General features: G+C 72.3%; 9 protein-coding genes. 2 read left to right on the forward strand and 7 right to left on the reverse strand.

The features are described from left to right. Nucleotide 1: 1 nt before the first annotated feature. The 6 genes from AB0P17_RS34060 to AB0P17_RS34085 are packed head-to-tail and all read right to left on the reverse strand — an operon-like array spanning nucleotide 2 to nucleotide 13212. The gene (locus tag AB0P17_RS34060; RefSeq protein ID WP_365817171.1) at nucleotides 2-2137 is read right to left on the reverse strand and encodes an Hsp70 family protein; all 2136 of its coding nucleotides are present in this window, start codon (nucleotides 2135-2137) and stop codon (nucleotides 2-4) included. Further along, on the reverse strand, nucleotides 2134-3015 hold the full coding sequence (grpE, locus tag AB0P17_RS34065) for a nucleotide exchange factor GrpE (RefSeq protein WP_365817174.1): 882 nt from the start codon (nucleotides 3013-3015) through the stop codon (nucleotides 2134-2136). Before grpE ends, AB0P17_RS34060 begins: the two co-directional genes overlap by 4 nt. A 38-nt stretch (nucleotides 3016-3053) precedes the next feature. Further along, nucleotides 3054-3515: a hypothetical protein gene (locus AB0P17_RS34070; protein WP_365817176.1), complete on the reverse strand. Its 462-nt coding sequence runs from the start codon at nucleotides 3513-3515 to the stop codon at nucleotides 3054-3056. Continuing rightward, the gene (locus AB0P17_RS34075; protein WP_365817178.1) at nucleotides 3512-9403 is read right to left on the reverse strand and encodes a CHAT domain-containing protein; all 5892 of its coding nucleotides are present in this window, start codon (nucleotides 9401-9403) and stop codon (nucleotides 3512-3514) included. The genes AB0P17_RS34070 and AB0P17_RS34075 overlap by 4 nt, the downstream gene beginning before the upstream one ends. Further along, nucleotides 9400-12717, reverse strand: coding sequence for a tetratricopeptide repeat protein (locus tag AB0P17_RS34080; RefSeq protein WP_365817180.1), 3318 nt, complete (start codon nucleotides 12715-12717; stop codon nucleotides 9400-9402). The genes AB0P17_RS34075 and AB0P17_RS34080 overlap by 4 nt, the downstream gene beginning before the upstream one ends. Nucleotides 12718-12726: 9 nt before the next feature. Continuing rightward, nucleotides 12727-13212, reverse strand: coding sequence for a hypothetical protein (locus AB0P17_RS34085; RefSeq protein ID WP_365817182.1), 486 nt, complete (start codon nucleotides 13210-13212; stop codon nucleotides 12727-12729). 623 nt (nucleotides 13213-13835) lie between these two features. Between AB0P17_RS34085 and AB0P17_RS34090 the strand changes: the two genes are divergently transcribed. Continuing rightward, the gene (locus tag AB0P17_RS34090; protein WP_365817184.1) at nucleotides 13836-14435 is read left to right on the forward strand and encodes a hypothetical protein; all 600 of its coding nucleotides are present in this window, start codon (nucleotides 13836-13838) and stop codon (nucleotides 14433-14435) included. A 115-nt stretch (nucleotides 14436-14550) separates the two neighbouring features. Here the strand turns inward: AB0P17_RS34090 and AB0P17_RS34095 are convergent, their stop codons facing one another. After that, complete coding sequence (locus AB0P17_RS34095; protein WP_365817186.1) at nucleotides 14551-15324, reverse strand: polysaccharide deacetylase family protein; 774 nt, start codon at nucleotides 15322-15324, stop codon at nucleotides 14551-14553. A gap of 1166 nt (nucleotides 15325-16490) precedes the next feature. Between AB0P17_RS34095 and AB0P17_RS34100 the strand changes: the two genes are divergently transcribed. Then, a partial coding sequence (locus AB0P17_RS34100) for a glycoside hydrolase domain-containing protein (RefSeq protein WP_365817188.1) occupies nucleotides 16491-18253 on the forward strand: 1763 nt, incomplete at its 3' end.

Genomic DNA, 18253 nt, shown 5'->3' on the forward strand with positions numbered 1-18253 from the left:
CCTACGGCTCTTGGTCGAGAAGCTTGAGCAGACCGTCGAACTCCTCGGCGTCGACGATCTCGGCCACCGCGTTCTGTTGCCCCACCCTGGCCAGCACCGGTTTCAGCAGGCGCGCCTGCTCCATCGCGGCGTCCCGCCTGCCCTCCTGGTGCGACCTGCGGATCGCGGCGATGGCCTGGTTGATCTTCTCCGCGTCCTCGGGCGAGGCCTGGTCGGCGGTGCGTTCGGCGTAGTAGAGGTCGGAGGCGAGGCCGGCGCTGTAGATGTCCGACTGGAGCACACTGGTCATGAAGCGGCACTCCGCCGGATCGGAGAACACCAGGGTCCGCTGGGCGCGCTCCAGGTCCTGGGCGATCTTCATGGCGTGCGCCGGCTCCAGGTACTGCTCGTACCGGCGCAGGAACATCCGGGTGGCCTCCTCGATGAAGGCGAGGTCCTCCCGGTAGGTCGCGCCGTCCTCCTCCGGCTCGGCGGAGGTCCCGGCGTTCGCCCGCTGGGTGTCGGTACGGAGCTGGGTCTGGTACCGGTTCGCGGTGCCGGGCACGGTGATCGTCACGTTCAGGACGCGGTTCTTGTCGTACACGAACTCGACGTCGACGCGGGTGTGCACGTCGATCTCCTCGGGCAGTTCGTACTCGATCACGCCCTGCTCGTAGTTCTGGCTGGCGACCGCGGCGTCGCCCTCGTACACCGGGACCCGGATGCGGCGGCCGTCGGTGGCCTCGAAGGTGCGCCGCATCGGTTCGGTCATCGGGTTGTACGGTGTGCCCCGCGGGATGATCGGTACGAAGGTGTCGGCCTGCGCGCCGTGCACCGCGCCCACGCCGAGCGCCATGCCCGTCACGTCGTACACGTTGGTGTCGCCGGTGGGGCGTGCGGTGGCGAGGCTGTGGCCGCACTCGGCGCACGCCTCGGCGGACTCCTCGTTGATCTTCTGGCAGGCGACGCACTCCATGCCGTGGGTCGTGCCGGCGAGGATGCCCGCGCCGAGCGCGACACACTCCATCGGGTTGATGTTGCGCCGTACCTTCTGCTTGCCGAAGAAGCTCTCCACCGTCTGGTAGACCTTCGGCGTCAGGGTGGAGCCGCCGACCAGCAGCACGTCCGAGATGTCGTCGGGCCGCAGGCTCTGCCGTTCGAGGGCGTCGCGCACCAGCCGGATCGTGCGGGCCACCAGCGGTTCGATCATCTCCTCGAACTCGGCCCTGCTCAGCGTCATGTCGACGTCCACCACGGTGCCGCCGTCGGCCCGCAGCGCGGCCGGGACGATGATGTCCACCTCGGCCGCCTGGCTCAGCTCCCGCTTGGCCAGCTCGGCCTCCTGCTTGGCGGTGAACCGGAACTTCAGGTCCTCGGACGGGTCGACCCCGGCGTTCTGCTTGATCCACTCGATGATCCGGTCCACGACGAGGAGGTCGAAGTCGTCGCCACCGAGCCAGTTGTCCCCGGCGAAGTCCAGTACCTGGAAGTGGTTGTTGCCCTCGGAGTCCTTGGTGGCGTACAGGATGGAGATGTCGAACGTCCCGCCCCCGAGGTCGTACACGAGGATGCGGCGCCGCTCCCCCGGCTGGAGGTCGACGCCGAACGCGATGGCCGCCGCGGTGGGTTCGTCGATGATCCGCTTCACGACGAGACCGGCCGCCTCGCCCGCCGCCCGGGTCGCCGCGCGCTGCGCCTCCCGGAAGTAGGCGGGCACGGTGATCACCGCGTGGGTCGGCGTCTGGCCGAGCCGGTCCGTGGCGTCCTGCTTCAGCTTTTCGAGGATCATCGTGGACACCTGCGCCGGGGTGTACGCGGTCCCGGCGATCATCACGTGCGCCCGCGGGTCCTGGTCGGGGCCCGGCACGATCCGGTAGCTCAGCCGGCCGCGGGCGTCCGCCACGTCGGCGTCGGCGTAGTCCCGCCCCATCAGGCGCTTCACCGACACGATGGTGTCCTTGGGCTCGCGCTTGGCCCAGTTGAGCGCCGGTCCGCCGATCAGCCGGGTGTGTTCGCCGTTGCGGATACGGACGCCCACGACCGAGGGCGTCAGGGGCTTGCCGTCGCCGTTGACCAGTACGCTCGCCCGCTTCTGGTCGGGCTCGTACTTCGCCACCGCCGAGTTGGTGGTCCCGAGGTCGATGCCGATCGCCTTCACTGCCGCTCCTCCTTGCCGCCGGTGCCGCCGGTGCCGCCGGACCTGGCCGGGACCGGTTCCGCCGTCCTGGCGTCCGCCACCTCGGCGGGCGTCTCGTTGTCGTAGGGCGTCTCGTCGTCGTAGGGCGTCTCGTCGTCGTAGGGCGTCTCGTCGTCGTAGGGCGTCTCGTCGTACGGTCCGTCCCGCGTCCCGTCGTCGTACGGTGCGTCCGGCGCCTTGTCGTCGTCCGGCGCCTGCTCCTTCTTCGCGGGCTCGCCCGACGCCACGACCACCACGGCCGGACGGATGAGCGTGCCCCGGTGGCGGATGCCACGCTGGACCACCGTGAGCACCGTGTCCTCGGGAAGGTCCGGGGCGGGTTCCGGGTGCAGCACCTCGTGGGTCTCCGGCTCGGCGATCTCGCCCGGCTCGCCGATCAGCTCGACCTCGTTCTTGCGCAGCATGGTAATCAGCGCGGCGTGGATCCTGCCGACGCTGGCCCGGTGGGCGTCGACGCCGACGTCGGGGCCGAGTTCGAGCAGCCGGTCGAACGAGTCCACGACGACGCCGAAGCCCCATAACAACCGCCCGACGTACGCCTCGTGGGCGCGTACCGCGTCCTGAAGCCGCTCGACCTGCGCCTCCCTGTCGGCGAGTTGACCGGCCAGCTGCTTGATCTGCTGATCCGCCGAAGGGTCGGCGGGCGGACCGGCCGTCTGATCGGCCATCTGCTCGACGGGCTGCTCGGCCGTTTGCTCGACCGGCTGGTCGACCGGCTGCTCGACCGGCTGCTCGACCGGCTGCTCGACCGGCTGCTCGGCCGTTTGCTCGGCGGGCCGGGCGGCCGGGGTGTCGCGCCGCGGCTGCCGGGCCCGCTTCTTGGCCTTGCGGTGATTCACATCAGGCTCCTAGCGATCTGCGTCTGCGATTTGAGGATCTACCGGTCGAACCGGATCAGGCTGTCGATCAGAGCCCCCGACGGGAACACCCCGAGCCCGGCCGCGGGACCGGCCGCATCCGGCACGGGCACCTCGACCGCGCTCAACTCCCCGGCCAGCGCGTCGAGCCACTCCAGCGGCACGGACAACGCCCGTGCCACCTCCGGAGGTTCACCGCCCCCGCCCGCCGCGTCCCGTTCGGCCGCCAGGTCCGCCCGGGCGCGGGCCACCTCCTCGGCCGGATCGATGTCGTAGAGCAGTACGTCCGCCAGCAGCCGGCGCCGCAGGTCCCGCAGCTCGTGCCAGGCGTTCTGGGTGCGCGCGTTCATCAGACGCCGGGTCATCAGATCGAAGGAGACATCCGCCATCGCGGCGTGCGTCGTGTCGGGAGTCACCCCCGCGACGGTCAGCTCGTCGTACGGGAACGGGCCGTCCCACTCGGTCAACGGATCCTTGATCACCTGTCCAGGTCCCCTTCGCCTACGCCTGCGCCGTGTCCTTCGACTTCGCTTTCAACTTCAACTTCGACTTCGCTTTCGGGCTCGCTCTCGGGCTCGCTCTCCGTGGTGCGCGGCCCGAGGTCCGCGTCCAGCGCGTCCAGCAGCGCCTGTCGCACCCGGACGCTGGTCGGATCGGTACGGCAGGCCCGTACCAACCGGTGCAGGAACCCCGGCCGGTCGTGCAGCAGACGTTTCTCCTCCGCCTGCCGCAGGAGGGTTTCGGCGTGCGCCGACGGGTCGGTCTCCGCGGGGGCGCCCGCCCCGTACTCCGTGATCATTGCGTTCAGCTGGTCGATGCCCACGCCCGCCAGCAGCAGCGGTTCCAGCTCCTCCAGCGCTCTGAGCTGGCATTCGAGCAGCCGGCTGTCCGCCTCCGCCCGGATGAGACCGTGGTGCAGGATGATCAGCGCCTCACGCACGATGGTCAGCCGTCCCCCGGTGGTGTTCCCGCCGAACAGGGCATCCATCTCGAAGATGAGCGCCTGGGCCAGGTTGAGCCGGGGCCGGGCCGACGCCGGGTTCAGCTCCAGGGCCCGGCGCAGATCGGCGAGGCCGAGCGGCAGGTCCGGCTGTACGCCGACGTCCCGGCACCGCGAGCTGTACCAGATACCCCGGTCGACCAGGAGCGCCGCCCAGCGCGCGGTGAGGGTGTGCGTGCCCACGGTGCCGACCACCGGCAGGGCCGCCTCGACCAGCGCGATCGACTCGTTCAACGGATCGATCTGGAGCACGGTCATGTCGGTCAGCGCGTCCACGCGGCCCAGGATCAGCCGCAGCACCGCCTCCTTCACCCGCACCGTCATCGCGGCGTTCGCGGCGATGCCGATGGCCTCGGTGAGCTCGGCCATGGCCCGGCCCAGCTCACCGCGGTTGGCCAGCAGCCCCCGGGCGATGAACAGATGGGCCCGTACGGCGAGTCCGACCGCGTCCTGCTGGAGATGGTGACGGCGCCGGGTCAGGTAGGTGTGGGCCGGGTTGCGGCGCAGGAAGTCCTGGCACTGCGGGCACTCCGCGATGCCGGGGTGGCCGTCGGCGCCGGGCCCGCCGCAGTCGGCCGGCAGCTCCGGCATCCGCTGCCGGTGGAACTCCGGCAGGGCGCGCAGCGCCGACTCGAACCGGTGCCGCTCGACGAGGGAGGCGGCCCTGGCCAGCTCGGAGAACGCCCAGCGCACCCGGCGCAGCGTCACACTGGCGGACTCGCTCTCGGGTTCGCCGTGCCCGGTCCGCTGCTCCGTGGCGCGCGCCACGAACCGGCCGAACCGCCGGCGCAGCCCCGTCATCTCCAGGTAGCCGGGCCCGCACGCCAGCCGGGGGTTCCCCGGGTCCTCGGAGAGCGGCAGGCCGCCCGCCTCGCTCAGCGCCCGCGCCCCCTCCAGCTCGCGCTCCAGGAAGGAGACCAGCTCCTGGTAGCTGGCGGCCTGTGCCGAGCGGCCTGCGCTGGTGTGCCGGTCCGCGTGCCCGGAGAGCAGGGCCACCAGATGCTGGCCGAGGTCCACCCGCAGCCGGTTGGTGTTGGCGGGGGTCACCGCCTGCCCGTAGGAGGCGGCCCTGGCCTGCCGCCAGCCGGCCCAGAAGAGTTTGTCGTCGGTGAGCAGTACCGCCCAGCAGGCCAGCACCTCCCGCCACACCGGCTCGGCCTGTTCCCACGCCCCGGTGTGCTCCAGCTCGCGGGCCTGCCAGAAGGAGGCCACGGCGAGGCTGTGCACGGTCGCCAGGTCGCCCGGGGCGGCCGCCAGCCGTCGCCGCCACTCGGCGGTGGCCCCGCCGCGGTCGCCGGAGAGCAGCGTGAGCAGCGGGGCGTCGTCCGGCAGGTCCGCGCACAGCCGGGCGGTCAGCTCCGGCCGCTCGGCCGGTTCCAGGGCGCCCAGCCGGTCGGCCAGCGCGGCGGGTTCGCGCAGCCGGTAGAGGAACGCGTCCACCAGCAGCCGCTGGGCGGGCCACCGCAGCTGGTTCCAGGCGACCCGCTCCTGCCAGCTCATTCCGCCGCGCTCCATCAGCATGAACGCGGCGTTCTGGACGGTGTCGGTCGGCGAACCGGGGTTGATCCCGGCCGAGTCGAGGGCCCGGTAGGGGAACCCCGGGTCGCGTTCGGCGAGCGGATCGGCCAGGAGCTGCCCGCTCGCCGCCCGGTCGGCCCAGGGCAGCGCGGCCAGCAGCGACTCCAGCCGGGCCTGCCGCGCGGCCAGGTCCGCGACCGGCCCCGGCGAGGCGGCGTACGCGAGGACCGCGGAGCGCCAGCGCCCGCCGTCCTCCAGCTCGCGGCCCCGGGCGTACGCCTGCCGGGCGCGGCTGTCGGCGTGCGTCAGGCAACCCGCGTACGCCGCCACGGCCTCCGGCCAGTCCGCGCGCTGTTCGGCCGCCCGGCCGCGTACGTAACCGGTCAGTGTCGCGAGGTCCGAGTAGCCCCGGTCGGACAGGCTCTCGGCGGCCTCGGCGGCGGTGGGCCAGTCCTGTTCCGCGACGGCCAGCCGCAGCCGCGCGTAACCGGCCCGCGCCGGTACGTCGGCGAAGCCGTCCGGCAGCGCGGCGTACCGCTCCACCACCTCCCGCCAGCCGTCGGGGCCCTCGGCCGTGCCGAGTTCGGCGAGCCGGGCGGTCGCGTATCCGCGCCGTACCGGTACGTCGTGGTGGCCGTCCGGGAGACCGGTGTAGCGCTCCAGCGCACCGGCCCAGTCACCGTCCCGCTCGGCCAGCCGGGCCAGCGCGTAGCCGTGGGCCAGGGCCAGTTCCGGATCGGCGCCGGCGACCGGGGCGTAGGCGGTCGCCGCGGTCGTCCAGTCCTGCTCCAGCTCGGCCAGCCGGCCACGGGCCTTCCGGCGTACGAGGCCGACCTGCCCGTCCCGTTCCTCGTCCCGCGCGTCGCCGAGCAGGGCGAGCACCGAGCCCCAGTCGTCGCGCCGGGCGGCCAGCTCGGCCCGCGCGTACCTGCGCCGCCGGCCGACCTCCCCCTCCGCGTGGTCGTCGGGCAGCCGGCCGAAGCCGTCGATCACCCCGGCCCAGTCGTCCCGCTGATCGGCGGCGCGCCCGGCGGCGTACTTGGCCCGCTCGGCCGAGTCGAGCAGATCCGCCGGCAGGGGCGCGTAACAGCCGTACGCCTCTGCCCAGTTCCCGGCCGCCTCGGCGATCCGCCCGGTGGCGTACCCCCACCGCTCGGCGGCGTCGGCGTGCCCCGGAGGGGCGCCGGTACGGGTACGGGCCGGCCGCCCGGTATCCGTGCGTACGGGCCGGCTGTCGGCGTCGGTGCCAGTGCCAGTGCCGGCCGGGGCCCTGTCGGCGGTGTCCGCGCCGGTCGGATCCCCAGGGGCCGAGCCCGTGTTGACAGCGGCTTCGTCGGCGGTGTTCCCGTCGGCCGGGCCGCCGTGGTCCGGGCCCGCGTCGGCCGAGCCCGTGTCGCCGGTGCCCGGGTCCGCGGCGCCCGTGGCGACCGGACCTCCGTCGACCGGACCTCCGTCGAGCGGACCTCCGTCGGCCGGACCGTCGTCGAGCGGACCTCCGTCGGCCGGGTCCTCTGCGACCGGATCTCCGTCCGCCGGATCCCCCTCTGCCGGACCGGCGTAGTGGGCCACCGCCGCTGCCCAGTCCTGGCGCAGTTCGGCGAGCCGGCCCTCGGCGTACCGCGCGCGGGCCCCGGCGCCCGCGTCAGAGCCCGAGCTGTTGCCAGGATCTCCGTGACCCCCGTCACGGCCGCGACTCCCCTCACCGCCGTGATCCGGCGGGAGCGCCCCGTAACAGGCCGCCGCACTCGCCCAGTCCAGGGACGCCTCCGCGGCCAGCCCCTGCTCGTACAGGCTGTCCCCGGCCCGGTCCAGCCAGTCGCCCGGATCCCCGCCCCCGTCCGCCAGCTTGCCGAACGCCCGGTGCGCGGTCCCCCAGTCCGCCTCCTCGGCCGCCGCCCGCCCGGCCGCGTACAGCGCCCGGTGCGCGCTGTCCAGGAAGTCGGCCAGGCGCTCGAACGCCGCCGCCGCGGGGGGCCAGTCCCGGCGGTCCTCGGCGGTTCTGGCCGCGGCGTACAGGCACCACTCGTCGGGCGTCAGGCCGAGCCCGACCGCCGCCGTCAGCTCCCGGTCGGCCGGCGCCCAGTCGCCGGACTCCGCCGCCGCGCGGCCCCGCGCGTACGCCGCACGGAGCGGCGCGTCCGCGACGGCGGGGCACTCGCCGTACGCCGCCGCCGCCTCGGTCCAGGCGCGGTCCGTCTCGGCGTGCCGGCCGTCCACGTAGCGGGCGCCCTGCCGCGCGTCGCGGTAGCCGTCCGGGCGCAGCGCGAGGACCGCCGCGTACCCGCGCCGCGCCGCCGGCCAGTCCTCCGCCTCCTGGCACGCCCGCGCCTCTCCGTACATGACGGCGAGCCGGGTCTCCTCGATCTCGCCGCGCAGACACTCCCGTACCGGCCGCGGCAGATGCGGCTCGGTGATCCCGTCGAGAATCCGTTCCGCGGCGTCGGGGTCCAGCCGGTCGGCGAGCGCGGCGCACAGCTGGTCGATCGCGGGCCAGGCCAGTTCGAGCCGCGCCTCGGAGATCAGCCGGCTCCGCTCCTCGCTCAGCCGGCCCGTCCGCACCGTACGCAGCACGCCTTCCCAGTCCTGCCGGGTGCGCAGGAAGCGGGCGGCGGCCAGCACACTGGTCCATTTCATGTTGCCGGGGGCGTCCAGCCGGACCAGCGCCGCCTCGCCCTCGACCAGCGGGTCGAGGACCTCGTCCTCGTCGTCGTGCACCTCGCGCGCCTTGAAGAGCCAGCCGTGCGCGTACGACTCGTGCAGGAACAGCGCCGGCGTGGCCCATTCGATCGAGGTGTGGCCCGGCAGGTCGGAGATGCGCTGCCGGGCCGAGGTCACCGCCTCGTCGATGGTCTTGTTCGCCGACAGCCCCTCCATCAGCACCGGGCCGAACACACCGGCCGCCCGCTCGGTGACGGTGGTCCGCATCCCGACCACCGCGGGCACACCCCGCCCGATCAGCGCCTGGGCCAGCCCGGAGAACGGCTCCGCGCTGCTGTTCCGGGCGCCGGAGCACAGGTTCAGCACGACCAGGCGCAGCCGCTGCGCCCGGACCATGATGCCGCTGAGCAGGGTCGCGGGAACGCGGTCCGCGGTGCCGTCCTCGGCCTCCAGATACACCACGCCCTCGTTGCGCGGCGTGTCGTAACCGCCGTGCGCGATGAGCAGGACCGCGACGGGCTCGTTCGCGTGCTGGGCCAGCCAGGTCTCGATGGACCGCCGGGTCGCGTGCTCCCGTACGGTCGTCTTGACGACCAGTTCGGACAGGTCCTTGCGCAGCGCGGCCAGTTCCGGTCCCGCGTCGATCGCCGGGAGTCCGGCCGGGGAGGCGACCGCGACCAGGAGGTGGATCGCCGCCGGCTGGTCCTCCGCGCCCGGCAGCCGGCCGTGCAGGGGGTTGCCCGGCAGCGAACGGGCCAGCGACATGTTGTAGTTCAGCGCCAGGACCTGCTCGCCCCGGTGGGCGGGTGAGGCCAGCGCCTCGACGGGCAGCCCGTGCAGCTCCATCGGCAGGTCGAAGCGGAGCCGCAGACCGCGGAAGCGGTGGTGGTCCTCGGTGCTCTGCGCCCGGCTCAGCGCCTCGGCGATGCACTCCACGAGCCCGTCGTCGAAGAGCAGGCCGTACGTGGCCCGGCCGAGGGCGCGCAGCCGCGTCACGACGTCCCGCCCACCGGCCGGCGCATGGCCCAGCTCGATGTCGATCAGCTCGGCGAACTCGCCGCTCAGCCGCCCCGGTTCGCCGTCCACGGTGCGTACGGCCACCCCGGACACGGGGCCGTTGGCGAGCACCAGATACCGCTGGGGCCCCACTTGACGTACCCGGACGCGCAGTTCCTCGTATTCGAGCACGGTCACCGCCTCTGCCGGTTCGGCGCGGACCGGTCCGGCGCGGACCGCAGCCCGGCGAAGACCTGGTTGAGGCTCTGGCTCGCCGCGGTCCGCTCCTCCAGGATGCGAGGGTCGTCCGGCCGGTCCAGCAGGGCCAGGTCGAACTGCTCGACCGCCTTGGTGAGCAGTTCGACGAGTACGGAGATGTCACCGGCGTCCAGCGCCTCGAACGCCGCGATGCGCAGCACGATGCCGAGATTGAGCCGTGCCCGTACCGAGCGTGGGTTGAGTTCCACCGCGCGCACCAGATCGGCGCGCGCGGGCGCGGTGCGGGAGCTGTCCTCGTTGACCGTCAGGATGGCCCGCGTGGTCAGTGCCTGGGAGAGGTGGGTGACCACCCGCTCCCGCTGCGCCGGGTCGCGCCCGCCGACCGCGCTCAGCGCGGCGTCGAGGACCGTGATGGCGTCGTCCCCCTTCTTCTTGCGGTGCAGCACGTCCGCCCTGCCGAGCGCGGCGTCCACGACGGTCCGCCGCACCGGGCCGCTCTGGTCCACCCGGTCGGCGTACCGCACCGCCCGCTGCCAGGAGCGCGCCACCTCGGCGCCGTCCGGTTCGCGCGCCGAGAGCGCGCGCATCGCCTTGTCGAGCAGCGCCTCGACGGCCAGGACCGCGCTCCCCCTGAGCAGGTCCTCGCGTCCGGTGGGCAGCCCCGCGAGGGCCGGGTTGAGCTGGTCGAACATGGCGCAGTCCGGCCGGCATATCCGCGGTTCGTCGGTGGCACGGACCGGTCGGGTGACGTAACGGCGCTCCGCCGCGGTGCGGCGCTCCTCGTCGGCGGCGCGGCAGCGCGCGCAGCGGGTGTCCAGGGCCAGTTCCAGCGCCTCGTCGAGCCGGCCCGCGGTCAGCTGGACCCGGGCGAGGCCGAGTTGGGTGAAGTGGAAGTAGAGGTCCTCGATGTCCGTGTCCGCCGTGGTCAGCGCCTCGGTGAAGGCGCCGAAGTGCCGTTCCAGGCCGAGTTCGGCGAGACGCAGCGGCCCGCAGACCAGCCGGGCGCCGGTACCGGCGGCGTTTCCGCCGCTGTCGCCGGCGGCGTTTCCGCCGCTGTCGCCGGCGGCGTTTCCGCCGCTGTCGCCGGCGGCGTTTTCGCCGCTGTTGGTCTCCGTCGCGCCGGGCAGCGGCAGCCCGCCGTGGTCGCGCAGGGCCCTGGCGGCCCTTTCCTCCCGGCGGAGCAGCAGGGCCGTGGTCGCGGCGGTGCCGGACCGGTCGGCCACGATGCGCCGCTCGATCAGCTCCTGGACGTCCGCGCGCAGCGTCTCCAGCATCCCGGGGGCGACGGGCTCGCCGTAACGGCGCTCGGCCCGTTCCCGCCACCGTGCCCAGAACGCGTCGTCGTGCAGCACCGACATCCAGGTGCCGACGCAGGTCCCCCAGTCGGCGCGCCCGCCGCGCGGCCGGACGTCCGCGCTGATCGTGTGGAGCAGCATCAGCGCCCTGACGTGGCCGGTCCGGTGGTCGGCGGGGTCGTGGGCGGTGGCTCGTTCGAGCCGGTCCACGGCGGTGACCCGGTCGCCGCCGAGGCCGTGAACGAGCGCCTCGATCAGCGTCGGTGTCCGGTCGTCCGGCGCGGCCTCGTCGGCGTGGGCCAGCCAGGACGCGGCCCGCTCCCACTCCGCCCGTTCGGCGTGGCCGTACGCGATGTCCCGCAGCAGTGGGGCCAGTTCGGGGCGGGTACGGTCGCTCGCCACGGCGGCGGCGATCTCCGCCTCGTCCGGTGGCCCGCCGTCGGGAGGGCGGGTGCGCAGCCGCGCCATCGCCTGCCAGGGGCGCCGGGCGCCGCGCGCCGGCAGGGCCAGCAGTTCGTCGAACCGCCCCGCGCGGTACAGCCCTTCGGCGTGGAGGCCGTCCCACTCCCCGTGGCCCGGGGCCGGAGCCAGGGCCTCCAGCACGCCCGGCCAGCCGCCGTCCCGGAAGCGCAGCGCGGCCAGCGCGTATCTCGCCTGCCGTACGACATCCGCCCACGCGGGGTCCGCCACCAGACAGCCGCCCAGCTCCTCGGCGGCGTCCTCCGCCGGGCCCGAGCCGGCCGCGCACAGCGCCAGACCGAGGCGCACCCGTCCGGCTCGCACCCGTCCGGCTCGTACACGTGCGGGTTCCGGGCGTACGGGCCCCGTACGGGCGGACTTCGAGCCGCCGGGCCCCCCGTCATCAGGCTCGGCACCGTCAGGCCCCGCGCCGTCGATCCGGCGCCACAGATCCGCCGCCTCGTCGAGCCGCCCGGCCGCGGCCGCCAGCACCGCGAGATAGTGCGCCGGTCGCGGATCCCCGGGGCGCAGCCGCCGGCTCGCCGTCAGGTGCGCGCGGGCCGCGCCGTCGAGGTCACCGCGGGCGATCGCCCGCGCGGCGGCGTGCAGATGCAGCTCCGCGACGAGCGCGTCGGGCGGTACGGGCACCCCGGTGCGCCGGGCCGCCTCCAGGTGCTCGATCGCCTCCGCGAAGTCGCGCCGGGCGGTGAGTTCGCGGGCGTACGTCCAGTGCGCGGCCGCCAGCGGGGCGGCGAACCGCGGATCGTCGGGATGGCGGGCCCGTAACTCGGTCCAGGAGTCGAGGTACGTGTCGAAACGGCGGAGCCGGTACGCGGTCAGGCAGTACTGGAGCAGGACCTCGTCGTCGGCGTACCCGCCGGCCAGGGCCCGCGCGTACGCGTCGTACGCGGCCGGGAGCTTGTTCTGCTCCTGGAGCGCGAAGCCCAGCACCGCGGCCGTCCTCGGGGTCCGCGCGGCGGGCTCGACGCGGGCCGCGAACATCTCCGCCTGCTCGGGGCGGCCCTGCCGGAGCAGCAGGCACGCGGCGAGCAGCAGGCCTCTGTCGTCGAGCGCGTCGTGCTGGTCCGCGGCGTACAGATCCACCAGCGCCAGGTCGGGCCGGCCCTGGCGGATCCGGACGTACGCCCGCTGGGCATGGGTACGGCCCCGTTGGCCGCCGCACTCCAGCGCCCGCCCGAAGAGCCACTCGGCGCGCTCGAAGTCGGCCTGGTGCGCGGCGCCGCAGCCGCCCCAGTAGAAACCGTCGGCGGCGGACGGCGCCAGCCGCCGCGCCTCGTGGAACCAGGGGTCGGCGGCCCGGAAGTTCTCCCGGGCCAGGCAGATCCGCCCCATGCCGGTATGGGCCTCCGCGGCGGTCTCGGCGGCCTCCGGGTCCCGGTCCGCCGTACGCCGCAGCTTCCGCAGAGCCCGGTCGAAGTGCTGCTCGGCCAGGTCCAGTTCACCCTCGTCCCAGGCCAGCCACGCGGCGGCCACCGCCTGCTGTGCCTGACGTCTCCCGATCCCGAGGTTCGGCCCCATGGCGGCCGGTCACCCCGTGGCTTCGTCGAGCTCGGAGCGCCAGGTGCCGCGGTGCCGGTCGTAGTGGAGCGGGCCGATCCGGTAAGCCGTCAGATCGAGCGCGACGAGCTGCCGGTACGCCTCCGCCGGCAGGTCCGCCTCCAGTACGACGCGCAGCCCGCTGACCGAGTCGTGCAGCACCAGCGGCGCCCCGTCCTCGCCCGCGTCCCCGCCCCCGCTCCCGGCCCCGTCGCCCCGGGGCCCGCGCCGCAGCAGCGACTTGACACCGGTGTAGACGTCCTTGACCGCCTCCGCCCCCAGCCCGCTGAGGAACGAGTGCAGCGGCAGCGCGAGCAGCACCACCCACCCGAGCTCCGCGGGCCCCCGATGCGCCAGCGCCCGGCGCGCGTCCGCCCGTACCCCCAGGTCGCCCAGCATGGAGACGAGCTGATCTTTCTGCGCGTCGGTGACATCCCGGTCGAGCAATAACTCGGCAGGCAAAGAATTGCCGATCATCCGATGACTCCCCCGTAACAACCGCTTCTGAACCGGTGTACCGCCGAACTCCCGACACACTGGCACTGATAAGGACCATAAGACCGGGCGCCTGGTTCCACCATGAGTTCGCGGAGACTTCCCCGCGCTCGGTACGAGGCCTTCGGAGCCCCGGCGTGCGGCCGCGTCTTCGAAGGGTTGCCTGCGGCCCGGTGATGTTGACGCGTTCGTTGCGAGGGGGTGGCGGAATGGAGGCGCGACGGAGAAAGAATGAAGATCGATATCTCCGGCACGCCCGCCGCGGCTTGTCGAGGCGGCGCGCCGCGAAAGCCCTCAGGCGTCGGCACGGCACCCGCCCCCGGCGGCGGCGCCCTGTCCGCCGCCGCGCGGTGGCCGCCGAGCAGCCCCCGGCACCGATGCGCGCCGCAGTGGCCGGACGCCCGCGAGATCGGCGCTCGAATTCCATCCGGGGACCGATTTCTGTTGCCCGTGAGGGGATTCGTCCATTGTTCGCCGAATGAAATTATCCGGCCGGTCGGCCTTACTCGCGCGAGCGCCAAGTCCCCCGTAACGGGAACTGGTTGGCCGTTCTCATGATAGAGTCTTGATGAATTCACAGGACGCCACGAAAAAAGGGGAATGGCGTGAATACCGAGAAGGTTACGGCTCGGCGTCTTACGGCCGTGGAGGTTGCGGAGTTGGGCCCCCAGGACGGCATCTTCGTCTCGGCAGGGACGGACGGCCTTCCTCTCGACTGCTATGCCCCGGCTTTCCTCACGGGGCCGGGTAAGAACTTCGAGGGAGGGTCCTTCGTCGCGAGGACGGCCTTCGGCGAGGAAATCCATGTCCTCCCGGACAATGCCGAGGAGAGCGGGATCTGGATCGCCGACAAGCAGGGGGAGGAGATCGAGGTCCTCCAGAGCGCCGGCGTCCTCCTGAACCTCGCCCTCTTCGTGCCCAACGGGAACAAGGAATCCCTGGAGGCGCTCTACTCCGCGGCGCGGGACGCCTTCGGCGTGGGGATCGTCCAGCGCTGGAGCGAGGAGGTCGCCGAGGTGCCGGACGTCAAGGTCGACCTGTACGAGGAGCCGGTCCGCGGGCGGAAGAGCGCGAACGGCCAGAACCGCGACCGCCGCGCCCTGGACATCTACCCGACCCGGGTGCGGTTCCTGGAGCCCAGCGAGGGCTGGAAGTTCATCGTCGAGCCGCACAAGGAGATCGTGGACGACACACCGACGATCTGACGGCACGCCGCAGACGTGTGGACGCCGCACGGGGTTCCCCGTGCGGCGTTTTCCCATAGGCCTCGCGTCCCGCGCGAGGGGCGGGCGTGGCCCGGCCGGTGGAGACGGCTCCGGGTCAGCGCACCGGGAAGCCGAAGGAATAGCCCTGCTCCGTGAGCCAGGGGAGGACCCGGCGCAGGGCCTCGACGGTCTGGGAGCGGTCGCCGCCCGCGTCGTGGAAGAGGAGCGTCGGGCCGTTCGACAGCTCCCGCTGGACGGTGGCGACGATGGCGTCCGCGCCCGGCCGCTCGAAGTCCTTGGTGTCCACGTTCCAGCCCAGCGGTCGCATGCCCCGGGAGGCGGCGAGCTCCCGGCTGTACGGGGTGAAGGCCCCGCCGGGCGCCCGGTAGTACATCGGCCGTACACCCCCGGACGCCTCGGTGATCATGCGTTCGGTGTCGAGGATCTGCTGCGACTGGTAGGCCTCGGACTTCTTGTCCATGCCGGTGTCGTGCGACACCGAGTGGTCGCACAGCCGGTGCCCGGCCGCGACCACCTTCTTCACCAGGTCCGGGTGGGCCTGCGCCTGCGTCCCCACCATGCAGAACGTGGCCTTCACCTCGTACTTCTCCAGCAGGTCCAGCATCGGAGGGGTCCACACGGGGTCCGGGCCGTCGTCGATGGTGATGTTGACGCCGCGCGCCCCCTTGTCCGAGGCGTGCACGATCTCCTTCGAGACGGGCTTGACGTCCGTGCTCGGCGAGGCCGACGCGGTCGGCTTCGGTGCCGCGTCATCCACGGCACCGGCCTGCGCGGTCCACACCGAGGCCCCGGCCGCCGCCACCGTCACGCCGAGCACCGCCCCGATCAGCTTGCCGTACCAGCCCCGCCCGCCGCCGTGCCGTGCCATGTCCGCCCCGCTTCCGCGTAGTTACTCGCCGATCCCCGGTCGCCTTCCGACCATCTGAGAGGACGGGGCGCGGTGGCCATCGGATCCCTCCGTTACCGATCACGGACAATCCCGGGGGAGTTCGCGGACAACTTGACCATGAGCACCCGCGTCCGCCGGGCAGAACCCCATCCACCTCCGACTGTGACCGAGCGCACATCCGTACGGCGGTCACTCCCTGCTCACGGGAGCGCGCGAGACTCTTCCGCACCCCCCGATGGGGGCGCGGCCGGAAAGTCACCTTCAGCGGGGCGCCCGTTGATGATCCTGGACGAGCCGGCCGCCTTGAGGCCGAAGGGGCCGGCGGGGCGCGTCGGCCATGCCGAAGGTGCGGACCCTTACTCGAACTTGGAGCGCAAGGCCTGCGTACCGTCGCCGCAATAGAACGAAGAAGCATCAGACAAGTTCAGGAAGGAAGAAATGACCAGCTATAAGCCGAGCATTCCGGCGACGCTGTCACGCTTGGTGACACGCACCAACCGCCCTGCGAGGGAATACCGTTAAAAGGGCTTCTCGCCACCACCGCGGCTGCTTTAGGTTCTTGGCTGTCGCGAGAGGCCCCCGAGGGGCGCTCACGGGTGGTTGATTGCCGGGCTCCGGGGGGACTTCAGTCATGCGGGCAGCAGTGCCGAGGAATTCGTTCAGCCGACGTCATCACCGGGCCGGGCACGGCCTCCGGCCTGCCACTCTCCCCCGGGTCTCCTTGAGCCCGGGTGCCGCATTCGACTCTCCGGAGAGCGGCGCCGGAGCCTTCACCTCGCATCTCCCGGTGGTCATCCCGGCCTGACCGGCACGCGAACCCGCGGAGCGGCCGTTCCGGCTGTTCCGTCCGTAGCGGCCGTTGCGCCCGCGGTTTCCGCGGGCCGGACGCCTGTTGATCCCCGCTGCCGTCTCCAGCACCGTTCGACCGCGCCCGCCGTACCGGGTCGAGGCCGTCCGGTCCGCGGGCGACGGGGGCGATGGGCAGAACCGGCCACCGCCCTCGCGCTGTCGGCGGCCGACGCAACGGATCCGTACGCGGCTCCCCGCCGCTCCGTGCCCACCGGGACCCCGACCGCTTCAACACTCACTCCAGCAGCTCACTCATGAGCTGATCTGGATCCTCCTGCTCACAGATGAGGAACTTGATGGCTGACGAAATGGTGCGTCTCGCCCAAAGATTCATCAACACCACGTACGGGAACGGCGCCACCCTCGGCATAGCCAAGCTGGACGAGAACGGCCAGACAAGCTGGACCGTCATGTACGCCCTCACCCGTGCCCTGCAGTACGAAATGGGCATCAGCGCCCTGTCGAACAACTTCGGCCCCGGCACCCTCGCGGCCATCGCCGAGAAGTACGGCAAGCTGGACGAAACCACCATCCCCTCGGCGAACTTCTGCCGCATCATTCAGTCCGCCCTGTACTGCAAGGGTTACGACGGGGGTGAGATCGACGGCAAGTACAACGACCGCGTCAAGGCGGCGGTGTCGAAACTGAAGTACGACATGGGCTCGTACGTGACCCATGGAACCGACTCCCTGTGGCCGAAGGAGGTCAAGGGGCTGTTCAACATGGACGCCTATGTCACGGTCAACAACGGGTCGAGCACCATCCGCCTGATCCAGCAGTGGCTGAACGGCCAGTACCTCCTCCGCAAGGACTACTACGTCATTCCCTGCGACGGCCACCACTCCCGCGACGTCGCCAAGTCGCTGCTGCTGGCCATCCAGTACGAGCTGGGCATGGCCGACGGAGTCGCGAACGGGGTCTTCGGCCCCGGCACACAGTCCGGTCTGAAGAACCACTCCCTGTCCACGGGCGATTCCGGCGTGTGGGTGCAGCTCTTCACCGCGGCCCTGACGCTCAACGACGCCGCGGACTCGTTCTCCAGCACGTTCCTGTCACCCGAGACCACCGCCACCCGCGCACTCCAGGCATTCCTCAAGCTGCCGGTCACCGGACGGGGCGACTTCCAGACCTGGTCCTCGCTGCTGGTCTCCTACGGTGACCAGACCCGCGTGGGAGAGGCGTGCGACGGCGTCACGAAGGTCACCCCCGCGCGGGCGCAGGCGCTGAAGGACGCCGGCTACAAGTACATCGGCCGCTACCTGTACAACCCCTCCACCACGGATCTGCCGGAGAAGGAGATCCAGCCCGGCGAGCTGGAGACGATCAAGCAGTACGGGCTGCGCTGCTTCCCCATCTACCAGACGTGGGCGCGCTCGGTCGACTACTACAGCGTCCCGCAGGGTGTCACGGACTGCATGAACGCCGCGTTCAAGGCGGAGGAGCACGGATTCAAGCCGGGCTCACGCATCTACTTCGCGGTCGACTACGACGCGGTCGACGACGAGGTCACCTCCCACATCCTGCCGTACTTCCGCAGCGTCAAGGAGCAGATGGAGCGGCTGGGCAGCCCCTACAAGATCGGGGTCTACGGCCCCCGCAACGCCTGCTCCCGGATCTCCGCGGGAGGCTACGCGGACGCCAGTTTCGTATCGAACATGTCGTCCGGCTTCTCCGGAAACCTCGGCTTCGCCATGCCGGAGAACTGGGCCTTCGACCAGATCGTCACCAAGTGGGTCGGTTCCGGTGACGGCCGGATCGAGATCGACAACAACATCGCCTCCGGGCGCGACACCGGCCAGGGCGACTTCTACCCCGCTCCGTCCCAGAAGCTCGACATCGGCTTCGACCTGGACCTCTGGGCCGGGCTGCTGAAGGAGGCCGACGACTACATGGAGTCGATCGGCCGGCCCGGCAGCACGGGCTACGTCTACAGCCGGCAGAAGTGCCTTGAAACGATCATGGAACACGACGCGGCCATCACGTCGGCGGCACGCAGATACCGCATGCGCAAGGCCCTCATCCAGACGTCGGCGTTCTGGGAGTTCTGCCACTACAGCTA

The sequence above is a fragment of the Streptomyces sp. NPDC088124 genome, assembly GCF_040685895.1.
Classification (GTDB): Bacteria; Actinomycetota; Actinomycetes; order Streptomycetales; family Streptomycetaceae; genus Streptomyces.